The sequence below is a fragment of the Roseovarius aestuariivivens genome (genome assembly GCF_004761875.1).
Lineage (GTDB): Bacteria > Pseudomonadota > Alphaproteobacteria > Rhodobacterales > Rhodobacteraceae > Roseovarius > Roseovarius aestuariivivens.
Window position 1 is genome coordinate 285,851 of the sequence record NZ_SJEY01000004.1, and the last position, 13,067, is coordinate 298,917.

A 13,067-nucleotide genomic window follows, 5' to 3' on the forward strand; every position below is an offset into this window, starting at 1 on the left:
GACGCAGGCGGCGTCAGTAACTGTATTCCGCATAGATCCGGGACAGATCGCCCTGCCAGTCGCCGTGATAGCGCTCCAGCAACTCGTCGGCGGGCGTCTTGCCGCTGTCGATGCTTTCGCGCAGCGCGTTCAGGAAATGCGTCTCGTCCGGCACCATGCCGCCCGCGCCGGGGCGCGCCCGGGCCTTCAGCCCCGCCTCAGAGAGGTCAAGAACCTGCTGCGCCAACTCCTGCATGTGGATCCCGTCGACCCGCGCCTGCAGCGCGTCCTCGCTGGCCGCGACGCGCAACGCCTCGCGAGTGGCAGCATCCCAGTCCTTGACCAGATCCCACGCCGCGTCGAGCGAGCTCTGGTCATAAAGCAGCCCGACCCAGAAGGCGGGCAACGCGCAAAGCCGCCGCCACGGGCCGCCATCGGCACCGCGCATCTCCATGAATTTCTTGATCCGCGCCTCGGGGAAGATCGTGGTCAGGTGATCGGCCCAGTCCGACAGCGTCGGGGTTTCACCGGGCAGGGCAGGCAGTTTGCCGTCCAGGAAATCGCGGAAAGACTGGCCAAGCGCGTCCACGTATTTGCCGTCGCGATAGACGAAATACATCGGCACATCGAGCGCGTAGTCCACCCATGCCTCGAAACCAAAGCCGTCCTCGAAGACGAAGGGCAGCATGCCGGTGCGGTCTGAATCCAGATCGCGCCAGACCCGGCTACGCCAGGATTTATGGCCGTTGGGCTTGCCCTCGAAGAACGGAGAGTTGGCGAAAAGCGCCGTCGCCACCGGCTGCAGCGCCAGCGCGACGCGCAGCTTCTGGACCATGTCGGCCTCGGACCCGAAATCGAGGTTCACCTGCACGGTGCAGGTGCGGTACATCATCGTCTTGCCCATGGTGCCGACGCGATCCATGTAGTCGGTCATCAGCTTGTAGCGTCCCTTGGGCATCACCGGCATGTCCTCGTGCCGCCATTCGGGCGCGGCGCCCAGGCCGATGAACCCGACGCCGATCTTGTCGGCCACGTCCTTCACCTCGCGCAGATGTTCGTTCACCTCGTCGCAGGTCGCGTGGATCGTCTCAAGCGGCGCGCCCGACAGTTCGAGCTGCCCGCCCGGCTCCAGGCTGACATTGGCCCCGTCCTTGATCAGCCCGATCAGCTTTCCGGCCTCTTCCACCGGCGCCCATCCGTGCCGGTCACGCAGCCCTTCCAGCATCGCCAGCACGCTGCGCTCGCCCTCATAGGGGATCGGGCGATGGGTGTCCTTGCAATAGCCGAACTTCTCGTGCTCGGTTCCGATGCGCCATGCGTCCTTCGGCTTGCAGCCCGCTTCCAGGTATTCGGCCAGCTGGGCCCGGTTCTCGATCGGGCCGCCGCCTGATTGTGGGATGGACATGGCGCCTCTCCTGCTGTGCCGCGTAAACAATGGTCGCCAGAAGTGGCGTCAATCGGCAGGGCTGTCAATGCAGCCTGTTTGGTACGTGTTCCCAAACCGTCACGGGCTGACCGCCATGTGTCTGCATCGCCGACAAAAGCCGTCCCGTGCGCAGCCCCGGCAGCGTGGCGAACGTATCGAAAAGCTGGTCCGCCCCCTCGGCGGTCAGCGGGATCAGCAGCGGCGGCTGTCCGGGCTGGTAAAGCGCCCAGTGCGCCGGCTGGCCCGACGGGTCAAGATGCAGGGCGGTCAGCTCGCTCAGATCGACCGATCCGCCGGTCAAGGGGCCAAAATAGGTGACGCGGCCCTCGTCGACCTGCACGACACCGGGTCCGCCGCTGCCGGAACGAAAGCGCGCCCGCTGCACGCCGATCGCAACAAGAGCGGCCCCCGCAAGCCCCAGCGCGCCACCGACCCAGGCAAGGATGCCGCCGGGGCCAAGCATCCACCAAAGCGCCACGCCAAGACAGCAAGCGCCGGCAATCACCTCGCGGTACTGGCGCAGGGCCTGCATGGCCTCGGGCCGCACGAAACTCATGTCCAATCCCCCAGCGCCTGCTGCCAGAGCGTCATTGCGGCCACGGTAGCAGTGTCGGCGCGCAGGATGCGCGGGCCAAGACTGACGGCATGGGCGAAGGGCAGGGCGCGCAACCGCGCGCGTTCCTGGTCAGAAAACCCGCCTTCGGGTCCGATGAGAATGGCCCAGGGCTTGCCCCGGCCTGTGCTGTCCGCAAGGGCAGACGCGGGACCGGCCAGCGCCTCGTCGCAGAACATCAGCTGCCGGTCCTGCGGCCAGTCGGACAGCACATGGTCGAGCTTTTGAAGCTCCGCGACCCCGGGCACATAGGTGCCGCCGCATTGCTCTGCGGCCTCGACGGCATGGGCCTGCAGCCGGTCCTGCCGGATGCGCTCGGCATTGGTGAAATCGGTCTGCACCGGCAAGATGCGCGCGGCCCCCATCTCGGCGGCTTTCTCGACGATGAAATCCGTGCGCGCCTTCTTGATCGGCGCGAACATCAGCCAAAGGTCCGGCGGGTCGCGCTGCGGCGCGGTCTGCCCGTCGACTTCAAGAAGACCGCCACGCTTCGACGCCTCCGCGACGCGCGCGCGCCATTCCCCGTCGCGCCCGTTGAAAAGCAGCACCGCATCGCCCACGCCCTGCCGCATCACCCCGAAAAGGTAATGCGCCTGATCCCGGCTCAGGGGAACCGTTTGCCCTTGGCCGAGAGGGTGCTCTACATAGAGCCTGATCTTCGCAGCTTTCATGAGGGCACCATATGACCGGCGAAAACCAGACGCCAGAGGCCACCGGAGAGGTGATCGACGCGGTCACGGGCAACTGGGTCGACCGCTATGCCCCCGCGCCGTGGCGGCCCTATCTGCGCCTGAGTCGCGCCGACCGGCCAATTGGGACATGGCTTTTGCTGCTACCCTGCTGGTGGGGTCTGCTGCTGTCGATGCTACATGACGGGCGGGCCGGCTGGCACGATCTGTGGATCTTCACGGGCTGCGCAATCGGCGCATTCCTGATGCGCGGCGCGGGCTGCACATGGAACGACATCACCGACCGGCATATCGACGGCTCGGTCTGGCGCACAGCGTCGCGGCCCATTCCCTCGGGACAGGTCACCGCGAAACAGGCCTTTGCGTGGCTTGTCGCACAGGCGCTCGTGGCATTCTGCATCCTGCTGACCTTCAACATCGCCGCCATCGGCCTTGGTATCCTGTCGCTTCTGCCGGTCGCGATCTATCCTTTTGCCAAGCGCTTCACTTGGTGGCCGCAGGTTTTTCTCGGCCTGGCGTTCAACTGGGGCGCGCTTCTGGCCTGGACCGCGCATAGCGGGCGGCTCGAATGGCCGGCGGTGGCGCTTTACGTCACCGGCATCTTCTGGACGCTCTTTTATGACACGATCTATGCCCATCAGGATGCCGAGGACGATGCGCTGATCGGGGTGAAATCCACCGCACGTCTCTTCGGTGATCGCTCGCCCGCCTGGCTTCAGGGATTCCTCGTCGTCGCGGTGACACTGATGGCCGTGGCGGTGATCCTGGCCGCGGGCGATGCCGCCACGCCCTCGCTGCTGGTGGCGCTGGCGGGGCCTTGGGCCTTCGGCTGGCACCTGCAGTCACAGCTGCGCCGGCTCGACATGGACGACAACAACCGCCTGCTGCGGCTCTTCCGGTCGAACCGCGATGCGGGGCTTTTGCCCCTGCCGTTTTTCGCCATAGCGCTATTGCTTTGATTGCACTCTCGCGGGGCTGGGCCTAAAGAGGTCGGACGAAACAACGGTCTGCCGATCCATGCGCCTCTCTTCCATTTTCGCGATTGCCGGCACCTTTCTGGTCGCCTTTATCCTGTGCCTCTTTGCGGCGGGCTTCGCGGTCGGGGTGATCGAGGAAAGCTCGCGAAACGCCGTGCGCGACACGCTCGACGAGGCCGGCATGACCTGGACAGAGGTGGACGCCGACGGGCTGCAGGTCTTTCTTGCCGGTACCGCGCCGTCCGAGGCGACGCGGTTCAAAGCCCTCTCTATCGCCGGCACCGTGGTCGAATCGGCGCGGGTGATCGACCAGATGCTGATCGAAGACAGTGCCGATATCGCGCCGCCGCGCTTCTCGGTCGAGATCCTGCGTAACGACAGCGGTCTGTCCCTGATCGGGCTCATCCCCGCCTCGACCGACCGCGAGGCGCTGCTTGACGATGTCAGAAAGGTCGCCGGCGACGAGACGGTGACCGACCTGCTGGAAACCGCCGACTATCCCGAACCGGAAACCTGGGAAGACGCGCTCGACTATGCGGTGGACACGCTCGATCTCTTGCCGCGCGCCAAGATCTCGGTCGACGCCATGCGGGTCGAGATCGTCGCGATGGCCGACAGCGATCAAGACAAGTCCAACCTCGAAACTCAGCTTGCCCGCAGGCTGCCCGACGACGTGCGCCTCGCACTCGACATCTCCGCGCCGCGCCCGGTGCGCACCCCCTTCACCCTGCGCTATCTGCTGGAGGATGGCGCGGGCCGCTTTGACGCATGCTCGGCCGACACCGAAGAGGCGCGCGACCGGATCCTGAGCGCAGCGGGCCGCGCTGGGCTCGCCGACAAGGCGAAATGCACGCTCGCGCTCGGCGTGCCGTCGCCTGAATGGGCCACGGCGGCTGAAATGGCCATTGACGCGCTGGCGCGGCTCGGCGGCGGCGCGGTCACCTTCTCGGATGCCGACATTACGCTCATTGCAGCGCAGGGAACCGCACAGGACCGGTTCGATGACGTGGTCGGGGGGCTCGAAACCAACCTGCCAGAGGTCTTCGCGCTTAACGCCGTGCTGCCCCGGCCCGCCACGGACGAACCCGCCACCGTGCCGGAATTCGTTGCCACCCTCTCGCCCGAGGGGCTGGTGCTTTTGCGCGGTCGCCTCGACAGCGCGCGCACCCGCGTGACCGTCGACAGTTTCGCGCGGGCCCGGTTTTCGTCGGATGCGGTCAACATGACCGCGCGCGTGGCCGAGGATCTGCCCAAGGGCTGGACCACCCGCGTGCTCGCCGGGATAGAGGCGCTGGCCTTCCTGTCGAACGGGGCCGTCACCGTGACCCCGGACGAAATCGCCGTGACAGGCAATACCGGCAAGCCCGAGGCGTCGGCCGACATTGCCGCGCTTTTCGCCCGCAAGATCGGGGAAACCGCGCAATTCGATATCGACGTGACCTATCGCGAGGCGCTCGATCCGGTGGCGAGCCTGCCCACGCCCGAGGAATGCGAACAGAAAATCGCCGAGGTCCAGAGCACCCGCAAGATCACCTTCGAGCCGGGCGAGACCACGATCGACGCAAGCGGCGCCGAGATCATGGACGACATCGCCGAGATCCTGAAGCAATGCGGCGAGATCCGGATGGAGATCGGCGGCCACACCGACAGCCAGGGCCGCGAGGTCATGAACCAGCAACTAAGCCAGGCGCGGGCGCAATCCATCCTTAACGAATTGCGCGCCCGCCGCGTGCTGACCTCGGCAATCACCGCCAAGGGCTATGGCGAAAGCCGGCCCATCGCCGACAACGGCACCGAGGACGGCCGCGAGGCCAACCGGCGCATCGAATTCAAGGTGATCCGCCCCGAACCCATCGCCGAAGAGCAAACAACGCTTGAAGCCCTCGAGGCAGAGGCGCAAAAAGAAGACCCGGCAGGCGACAACGCCGAAGCCGGGACAGAGGAAGAAGACACCGGCGATGAACAGAACTGAATTTATTATCGCGACGGCCATCGTCCTGTTCGTGGCGTTCTGCATGGGCTGGTTCGCCAATTGGCTGGTGCATCGCTTTACCCGCGTGTCGCAATCCGACGTGGGCGAACTTGAACGCATGGCGCAGGAACTGCACGAGGCCGAAGAAACCCGCGACCAGGCGATCACCTATCTGCAGCAGCGCGAGGCGGAGCTGACCAATCAGCTCAGCCAGACCGAGGCCGAGCTTTCCGCCACGATGGACGGCCTGCGCGAAGCGCGCCAGGAGGCCGAGCATCTGCGCAATGAGCTGGAGCAGGCGCGGGGCTAAGCCGCGCAAAGCTCACCCGGGTCAGCCGGTCGAAAAGGCCACGATCTTTCTCACGAGGCAATCCAGGCTGTCGGTGACCGGCGCGGCGTCCGGCAGGTTCTCGGTCATCAGCGAGAGCTCGGTGCAGGCCACAAGCAGATGATCCGCGCCTTGGGAGAGAAGCGCGTCGGCTTCGTCGCGCAGAGCGCCGTGCAAACCGTCCAGAGGCTTGCCCGCCTTCACCGCGCGGATCACCGACAACAGCCCGGCTTCTTTCGTGGCCCAGACAGGTGTGAGCCCGTGCCGCTCGAAGGCGGCGTCGAACACGCCCACCTTGCGTGTGGCCGGCGAGGCAAGCATGCCGATTGTCCTGGCCCCCGACTCGGCCAGATGCGCCGCCGTCAGGTCGATCATGTTGAAGAAGGGCAGCGTCGTCGCATGCGCCACCGCCATCGCGTAGTGATGCGCGGTGTTGCAGGGCATGGCCAGCGCCTGTGCGCCCGCGCGCTCCAGATCCTGCGCCATGGACATCAGCACCGGCATCGGGTCGGTGCCCGTCCCGTCGATCAGCGCCGCAATGCGCGAGGGCACCTGGGGGTTCTGGTGCACGATCAGCGGCACGTGATCCGCGTCGTCTTTGGCCGGCACCGCCGACAAAACCTTTTGCATCAGCAGGATGGTGGCCTCTGGCCCCATCCCGCCCAAGACGCCGACTGATTTCATTTAGGCACGTCGAAGCAATGGCTGTAGCCGGTCAGGCCGATGGCGCCGCCCGTATGCAGGAAGACGACCTTGTCGTTTTTCTTGAAATGTCCTTTGCGGATCAGGTCGATCAGACCCGCCGCGCCTTTCGCGGAATAGACCGGATCAAGCAGGATCGCCTCGTAACGCGCGAAAATGTCGATCGCCTCCAGCGTGTCATCGGCGGGCATGCCATAGCCGGGGCCGACATAGTCGGTGTTCGCGACCACGTCCTCGCGCGCGACCACGCCGGGGCAGCCCAGCTTCTCGGCGGTCTTGACGGCAAGGTTGTAGACGTTCTCCTCCTGCTTGGGCTTGGGTGCGCGCACCCCGATCCCCAGAAGCGGGATCTGCGCGTTCATCGTTTTCAGGCCGGTGATCAGGCCCGCCTGCGTGCCCGCGCTGCCTGTGGCATGCACGATGTGATCCACATCGAGGCCCATGGTGACGAACTGGCTCAGCATCTCCAGAGCGCAGTTGACATATCCCAGCGCGCCCGTCGCGTTCGAGCCGCCGCCGGGAATGGTGTAGACGTTCTTGCCCTCGGCCCGGAATTTGTCGGCCACCGCCTCCATCTCGGCATTCATGTCGAGATCCGGTCCGCGATGCTCCATCGTGGCACCGTGCAGGTGGTCGAGCAGAACGTTACCGTTGTACTTGTAGTTGTCATAGTTATAGCCGGTGCGGTCCTCCAGAAGGATGTGACACGCCATGCCCAGCCTGGCCGCGGCGGCGGCCGTCTGGCGGGCATGGTTCGACTGGGTCGCGCCCTGCGTCATGACCATCTCGGCGCCCTGCGCCTGGGCCTCGGCCATCAGGAATTCAAGCTTGCGGGTCTTGTTGCCCCCCGTCGACAACCCCGTGCAATCATCCCGCTTGATCCAGATCTCCGGGCCGCCGAGATAATCCGACAAGCGCGGCAGCGGTTCCAGCGGGGTGGGCAGATGAGCGAGGCGCACGCGGGGAAATTTTGCGAGGTTCATGTTCTTGTCCTTTGAAATCCGACGTCAGTTTCACCCTCTGCGACGGTTTGTCCAGCCGAATATCGGGTCTACTGCCGCTCCGTCCGAATACCCGAACAACCGTTTCGCTTAGCCTGCAAGGCCCGCGACGGCCCGGCGGCTTCTAGGCGGGCCGGGCCGTCAGAGGGTGCGGCGCAGACCCTCGGCGGCAGCCTCGATCAGGTCAAGCGCACCGTCGAAATCGCGGGTGTAATAGGGGTCCGGCACGTGGTCCATGCCGCGCTCCGGCGCGTAGTCGGTGAAAAGCCGGACAGGTGTGGCGTTGCCCGCAGGGCGCTGCGCCTCGATATCCGCCCGGTTGCTGTCGTCCATGGCGAGGATTAGATCGAAACGCGCGAAATCCGCCGCCCCGAATTGCCGCGCGCGCAGGTCGTCCATCTCGTAGCCCCGGGCGCGGGCCGCGGCCTGCATCGCGCCATAGGGCGGCTCGCCCACGTACCAGCCGCCGGTGCCCGCGCTGTCGGTTTCAACGCCCGGCGCGATCCGCCGGAACACCGCCTCGGCCGCCGGCGAGCGGCAGATATTTCCCAGACAAACGAACAGGATCTTCATACGCGCCACCGCTCCTTTCTTGACCCGCCCCCGTGATAGGCCAGCCCGCCCGCGAAGGAAAGCGTGCCACAGTGCACTTGCCCCACAGGCCCGCGCCCGCTTGCGCGTGCCGCGACTTTCCCGGTCGTCACGCCGCCCTGCACGGGGTAGACTGACCGCAACACGCAGCTTGCCCGAAAGGACAGCATGACCAGTATCGTGATCCTCACCGGCGCAGGCATTTCCGCCGAAAGCGGGCTCGGCACGTTTCGCGACGAAGGCGGGCTCTGGGCCCAGCACCGGATCGAGGATGTCGCCACGCCCGACGCCTTCGATCGCGATCCCGCGCGCGTGCATGCTTTCTACAACGCCCGCCGTGCGCAGGCCGCCGAGGCGCGCCCCAACCCCGCGCACCTCGCGCTGGCGCGGCTCGAGGCCAAGTGGCCCGGCGACGTGCTCGTGATCACGCAGAATGTCGACGGCCTGCACGAAGCCGCCGGAAGCAACAATGTCCTGCACATGCACGGCGAACTGAGCGGCGCGCTGTGCCACGCCTGCGATCACCGCTGGCCCGCGCCCCTTGTCATGGATGCGCAAGACGCCTGCCCGGCCTGCGGCGCCCGCGCCACGCGGCCCGACGTGGTTTGGTTCGGCGAAATCCCCTATCACATGGACCGTATCGATCCCGCGCTCAGCAGCGCCGATATCTTCGTGGCAATCGGCACCTCGGGCAATGTCTTCCCGGCGGCGGCCTACGGTCAGCATGCCAGGCGGATGGGCGCCCACACGATCGAGTTCAATACCGAAATCTCGTCGGCCAGCCGCGATTTCGCGGATCACCGCCGCGGCCGGGCCAGCGAGACCGTTCCGGCCTGGGTCGACGAACTTCTCGCGACCTGACCTTTGGTACGCGGGCGTGAAGTTTTGCCTTCACAAGCGCGTCCGGCGCTTGTAAAGGACACGTCCATGACAAACCGCCCTGCATATTCCTTGGCCCGACGCCGTCGCACCCACGTCTGACGCCCCCCGTTTGTCCGGCGCAGACCGCGCCACTTAACCCCTTCTTTGATTGACGAACGCCCGCCCATACGGCACTCAAAGGGCTTACCTGCATAGGAAACCGCCATGATCGCTTCCGTTCTGCCCACCTACGCGCGCGCGCCGCTGTCTTTCGTCAAGGGCGAAGGCAGCTGGCTGATCGAGGCCGACGGGCGCCGATTTCTCGATCTCGGCGCGGGCATCGCGGTGAACGCTTTGGGTCACGCGCATCCGGCGCTGGTGGCGGCGCTGACCGAGCAGGCGGGCCTGCTCTGGCACACGTCCAACCTTTACCACATCCCCAAACAGGAAGAACTCGCCGACAAGCTGGTTGCAGCCACCTTTGCCGATACGGTCTTTTTCACCAATTCCGGTACGGAATCCTGCGAACTGGCGGTGAAGATGGCGCGCAAGCATTTCTACGATGCGGGCCAGCCCGAGCGCACAGAGATCATCGCCTTTGAGGGGTCGTTCCACGGCCGGTCTTCGGCGGGGATCGCGGCGGCGGGCTCCGAGAAGATGACCAAGGGGTTCGGGCCACTCCTGCCCGGGTTCGCCCATGTGCCGTTCGGCGATCACGACGCGCTTCACGCCGCGATCAACGACAGGACGGCGGCCATACTGATCGAACCCGTGCAGGGCGAGGGCGGTATCCGCCCCGTACCCGACCAGTGCCTGCGGGGCCTTCGCGCACTTTGCGACGAAAAGGGCATCCTGCTTATCTACGACGAGGTGCAGTGCGGCATGGGTCGCACCGGCAGACTTTTCGCTTACGAGTGGGCGGGCGCGGCTCCCGATATCATGATGGTGGCCAAGGGCATCGGCGGGGGCTTTCCGCTGGGCGCGGTTCTGGCCACCGAACGCGCAGCCTCGGGCATGACCGCCGGCACGCATGGTTCGACCTATGGCGGCAACCCGCTGGGCTGTGCCGTGGGCTCTGCGGTGATGGATATGATGACCGCGCCCGATTTTCTGCCCGAGGTTTCCCGCAAGGCCGGTCTCTTGCGCCAGAAGCTCGAGGGCCTCGTCGCCGCGCATCCCGATATCTTCGAGGACGTGCGCGGTTCCGGCCTCATGCTCGGGCTGAGGTGCCGCACGGCCAACACCGATGTGGTCGCCGCCAATTACGACGCGCTGCTGTGCACCGTGCCGGCAGGCGACAACGTGGTGCGTCTCTTGCCCCCGCTGACCATCACGGATGAGGAGATCGACATGGCCGCAGCCCGGCTCGACGCCGCCGCAAGCGCCCTTGAAAACAGGCCCGAGGCCGTTCGCGCCTGATCCTTCTTCTTGGCGGAATTACTCCGGGCGGGGGCAGCGCCCCACGCCCGACAGACACCAGAAAGCCCGAACAGATGAACCATTTTCTCGACATTCACAAAACCGACCAGTCCGCCTTGCGGGGTATCATCGATCAGGCGCGCGCCATGAAGGACGCGCGCAAAGGGTGTCCGCGCGGCACGCCCGACGCCGACCAGCCGCTGGCGGGCCACATGGTCGCGCTCATCTTTGAAAAGCCCTCGACCCGGACGCGCGTCAGCTTCGATGTGGGCGTGCGGCAGATGGGCGGGCAAACGATGGTCCTGTCGGGCACCGACATGCAGCTCGGTCACGGCGAAACCATCGCCGACACCGCCCGCGTGCTGTCGCGCTATGTCGACCTGATCATGATCCGCACCTTCGATGAGGCGGTGCTGACCGAAATGGCGGAGTATGCCGACGTGCCGGTCATCAACGGGCTCACCGACCGCACCCACCCCTGCCAGATCATGGCCGATGTGCTAACCTTCGAGGAACATCGCGGGCCCATCAAGGGCAAGAAGGTCGTCTGGTCCGGCGACGGCAACAACGTTTGCTCGTCCTTCCTGCATGCCGCTGGGCAATTCGGCTTCGATCTCACCTTCACAGGCCCGGCGCAGCTCGATCCCGAGGCGGAATTCGTGGGCTTCGCCCGCAACAAAGGGTCCCGCGTCACCATCGAACGCGATCCGGTCAATGCGGTCGAGGGCGCCGACCTCGTGGTGACCGACACCTGGGTGTCGATGCATGACAGCCAGTCCAGCAAGGAACGACGGCACAATCTGCTGCGCGGCTATCAGGTCAACGAAGAACTGATGTCTCATGCGAAGCCCGACGCGCTCTTCATGCATTGCCTGCCCGCGCATCGCGAGGACGAGGCGACGAGCGCCGTGATGGATGGCCCGCACTCGGTCATTTTCGACGAAGCCGAGAACCGCCTGCACGCGCAAAAGGCGATCATGCGCTGGTGCCTGGACAAATAGCACAGCAGCGGCGCTTGCACCGGGCCGCGTTTGCCGTACGCTCTTTCCGGTAAGGACACCGGGAAAGGCGGCGCCATGGCACAGGCACGGATCGGCCTTTATGGGCTTGGCACCATGGGCAGCGCGCTGGCGCTCAATCTGGCCGAACAGGGCATCCCGGTCGCGATCGGTAATCGTGAGACCGACGGGATCGGCGCCGTCCTCGACAAGGCCGGGCCGCTGGCCGCGCATCTGCACCCGCACGAGACGCTGGACGGGCTGGTGGCGGGGCTGAAAGTGCCGCGGCTGCTCTTGCTGATGATCCCGTCCGACGCGCCCGTCGACGAGATGATCGCGGCGCTCCTGCCCCGGCTTGCGCCGGAAGATACGCTGATCGACGGCGGCAATGCCGATTTCCACGACACGCGCCGCCGCGCCGCCCTGCTCTCGGGGCATGGCCTGCACTATGTCGGGCTGGGCATTTCGGGTGGCGAGGCGGGCGCCCGGCACGGGCCGTCGATGATGTTCGGCGGCTCTATCGAAAGCTGGGATCGCCTCCGCGACATCCTGATGACCATCGCCGCTCGGTACGAAGGCGATCCCTGCGTCGACCGCATGGGCCCCGACGGTACGGGGCATTTCGTCAAGACGGTGCATAATGGTATCGAATATGCCGAGATGCAGGTGCTGGCCGAGATCTACGGGCTTTTGCATTACGGCGCGGTCTGGCCTGCCGCCGAGATCGGCAAGCTGTTCGAGACATGGGCCAACGGCCCGTTGCGCTCCTACCTGCTGGAGATCACGGCGCGGCTTCTGCAGCATCACGATCCCGAAACCGGGCACCCGATGGTCGATGTGATCACCGACAGCGCGGGCCAGAAAGGCACCGGGCGCTGGAGCGTGATCGAGGCGCTGCGGCTGGGTCAGTCGCTCAGCACGGTCGAGGCCGCGGTAGCCGCGCGCAACTGGTCGGCGGAAAAGGACACCCGTCAGGCCGTGCAGGCGGCCCTTGGCGGGGCGCGGGATCTTCTGGAGATTGACGCGCCCACGTTGTCCGAGGCGATGCTGGCCGCGCGGATCCTGGGCCACGCGCAGGGCTTTCGCCTTCTGCGCACAGCCTCCGAAGCATATGACTGGGGTCTCGATCTTGCGCGCATCGCCGAGATCTGGCGGGCGGGCTGCATCATCCGCTCGGACCTGCTGAGCGAGATCGCGACCGCGTTCCGCGCGGAGCCTCCGGGCGGCGAGCTTATTCTCGCCCCCCAGATCGTGCCGGTCCTGCAGCGTAGCGTGCCGGCGCTGCGCCAGGTGGTCAGCGCGGCGGTGGCGGCGGGTCACGCAGTGCCGGTCCTAAGTGCGGCGCTGCAATGGCACGACACGATGCGGCAGGGTTTCGGCACCGCCAATATCCTGCAGGCGCAGCGCGACATGTTCGGCCGCCACGGCTTTGCCCGGCTGGGCCGCGAGGGTGTGTTTCACGGACCCTGGTGGGACTGAGCGCGCGTCGCCTACGTCCGGCGGCGCAGCAG

At 66.1% G+C, this 13,067-nt stretch carries 13 protein-coding genes; 7 read left to right on the forward strand and 6 right to left on the reverse strand.

Translation table 11 applies throughout. The annotated features are described in order from the left end of the window. Window positions 1-13: 13 nt before the first annotated feature. From EZV60_RS08930 to EZV60_RS08940, 3 genes are all read right to left on the reverse strand, one after another. Entirely contained in the window at window positions 14-1,384 is a 1,371-nt protein-coding gene (locus EZV60_RS08930; RefSeq protein ID WP_135504522.1) for a glutamate--cysteine ligase, read from the reverse strand. A 64-nt stretch (window positions 1,385-1,448) separates the two neighbouring features. Further along, window positions 1,449-1,961, reverse strand: a complete 513-nt coding sequence (locus tag EZV60_RS08935; RefSeq protein WP_135504524.1) for a hypothetical protein — start codon at window positions 1,959-1,961, stop codon at window positions 1,449-1,451. After that, window positions 1,958-2,689 (reverse strand): 16S rRNA (uracil(1498)-N(3))-methyltransferase, encoded by a 732-nt coding sequence (locus tag EZV60_RS08940; RefSeq protein ID WP_135504527.1) that lies wholly within the window; start codon window positions 2,687-2,689, stop codon window positions 1,958-1,960. The genes EZV60_RS08935 and EZV60_RS08940 overlap by 4 nt, the downstream gene beginning before the upstream one ends. An 11-nt stretch (window positions 2,690-2,700) precedes the next feature. Here EZV60_RS08940 and ubiA point away from each other — a divergent pair, with 11 nt between their 5' ends. The 3 genes from ubiA to EZV60_RS08955 are packed head-to-tail and all read left to right on the forward strand — an operon-like array spanning window position 2,701 to window position 5,966. Further along, window positions 2,701-3,666: a 4-hydroxybenzoate octaprenyltransferase gene (gene ubiA, locus EZV60_RS08945; protein WP_135504529.1), complete on the forward strand. Its 966-nt coding sequence runs from the start codon at window positions 2,701-2,703 to the stop codon at window positions 3,664-3,666. Window positions 3,667-3,724: 58 nt separating this feature from the next. After that, window positions 3,725-5,656: an OmpA family protein gene (locus EZV60_RS08950; RefSeq protein WP_135504532.1), complete on the forward strand. Its 1,932-nt coding sequence runs from the start codon at window positions 3,725-3,727 to the stop codon at window positions 5,654-5,656. Beyond that, complete coding sequence (locus tag EZV60_RS08955; protein ID WP_135504535.1) at window positions 5,643-5,966, forward strand: hypothetical protein; 324 nt, start codon at window positions 5,643-5,645, stop codon at window positions 5,964-5,966. The genes EZV60_RS08950 and EZV60_RS08955 overlap by 14 nt, the downstream gene beginning before the upstream one ends. A gap of 21 nt (window positions 5,967-5,987) precedes the next feature. Here EZV60_RS08955 and cuyB read toward each other — a convergent pair whose 3' ends face one another. The 3 genes from cuyB to EZV60_RS08970 all read right to left on the reverse strand — a co-directional run bounded on the left by cuyB (window position 5,988) and on the right by EZV60_RS08970 (window position 8,260). Next, window positions 5,988-6,668, reverse strand: coding sequence for a cysteate racemase (gene cuyB / locus EZV60_RS08960; RefSeq protein ID WP_135504539.1), 681 nt, complete (start codon window positions 6,666-6,668; stop codon window positions 5,988-5,990). Further along, complete coding sequence (cuyA, locus tag EZV60_RS08965; protein WP_135504542.1) at window positions 6,665-7,669, reverse strand: D-cysteate sulfo-lyase; 1,005 nt, start codon at window positions 7,667-7,669, stop codon at window positions 6,665-6,667. The genes cuyB and cuyA overlap by 4 nt, the downstream gene beginning before the upstream one ends. 159 nt (window positions 7,670-7,828) lie before the next feature. Next, on the reverse strand, window positions 7,829-8,260 hold the full coding sequence (locus EZV60_RS08970; protein WP_135504544.1) for a low molecular weight protein-tyrosine-phosphatase: 432 nt from the start codon (window positions 8,258-8,260) through the stop codon (window positions 7,829-7,831). A 186-nt stretch (window positions 8,261-8,446) separates the two neighbouring features. Here EZV60_RS08970 and EZV60_RS08975 point away from each other — a divergent pair, with 186 nt between their 5' ends. The 4 genes from EZV60_RS08975 to gndA all read left to right on the forward strand — a co-directional run bounded on the left by EZV60_RS08975 (window position 8,447) and on the right by gndA (window position 13,035). After that, window positions 8,447-9,139, forward strand: coding sequence for an NAD-dependent deacylase (locus tag EZV60_RS08975; protein ID WP_135504545.1), 693 nt, complete (start codon window positions 8,447-8,449; stop codon window positions 9,137-9,139). Window positions 9,140-9,364: 225 nt separating this feature from the next. Continuing rightward, a complete protein-coding gene (locus EZV60_RS08980; protein ID WP_135504548.1) occupies window positions 9,365-10,558 on the forward strand; it encodes an aspartate aminotransferase family protein in 1,194 nt (397 codons plus the stop codon). 74 nt (window positions 10,559-10,632) lie between these two features. Then, on the forward strand, window positions 10,633-11,559 hold the full coding sequence (gene argF / locus EZV60_RS08985) for an ornithine carbamoyltransferase (RefSeq protein ID WP_135504553.1): 927 nt from the start codon (window positions 10,633-10,635) through the stop codon (window positions 11,557-11,559). Window positions 11,560-11,634: 75 nt separating this feature from the next. Beyond that, a complete protein-coding gene (gene gndA, locus EZV60_RS08990; RefSeq protein ID WP_135504557.1) occupies window positions 11,635-13,035 on the forward strand; it encodes an NADP-dependent phosphogluconate dehydrogenase in 1,401 nt (466 codons plus the stop codon). Window positions 13,036-13,067: the final 32 nt, after the last annotated feature.

Bases quoted from the DNA above. Each gene is read 5' to 3' on its own strand.
- ubiA (WP_135504529.1), top strand. From the start codon at position 2,701: ATGACCGGCGAAAACCAGACGCCAGAGGCCACCGGAGAGGTGATCGAC.
- EZV60_RS08950 (WP_135504532.1), top strand. From the start codon at position 3,725: ATGCGCCTCTCTTCCATTTTCGCGATTGCCGGCACCTTTCTGGTCGCC.
- EZV60_RS08930 (WP_135504522.1), bottom strand. From the start codon at position 1,384: ATGTCCATCCCACAATCAGGCGGCGGCCCGATCGAGAACCGGGCCCAG.
- EZV60_RS08940 (WP_135504527.1), bottom strand. From the start codon at position 2,689: ATGAAAGCTGCGAAGATCAGGCTCTATGTAGAGCACCCTCTCGGCCAA.
- EZV60_RS08955 (WP_135504535.1), top strand. From the start codon at position 5,643: ATGAACAGAACTGAATTTATTATCGCGACGGCCATCGTCCTGTTCGTG.
- EZV60_RS08970 (WP_135504544.1), bottom strand. From the start codon at position 8,260: ATGAAGATCCTGTTCGTTTGTCTGGGAAATATCTGCCGCTCGCCGGCG.
- cuyA (WP_135504542.1), bottom strand. From the start codon at position 7,669: ATGAACCTCGCAAAATTTCCCCGCGTGCGCCTCGCTCATCTGCCCACC.
- EZV60_RS08975 (WP_135504545.1), top strand. From the start codon at position 8,447: ATGACCAGTATCGTGATCCTCACCGGCGCAGGCATTTCCGCCGAAAGC.
- EZV60_RS08935 (WP_135504524.1), bottom strand. From the start codon at position 1,961: ATGAGTTTCGTGCGGCCCGAGGCCATGCAGGCCCTGCGCCAGTACCGC.
- argF (WP_135504553.1), top strand. From the start codon at position 10,633: ATGAACCATTTTCTCGACATTCACAAAACCGACCAGTCCGCCTTGCGG.
- EZV60_RS08980 (WP_135504548.1), top strand. From the start codon at position 9,365: ATGATCGCTTCCGTTCTGCCCACCTACGCGCGCGCGCCGCTGTCTTTC.
- gndA (WP_135504557.1), top strand. From the start codon at position 11,635: ATGGCACAGGCACGGATCGGCCTTTATGGGCTTGGCACCATGGGCAGC.
- cuyB (WP_135504539.1), bottom strand. From the start codon at position 6,668: ATGAAATCAGTCGGCGTCTTGGGCGGGATGGGGCCAGAGGCCACCATC.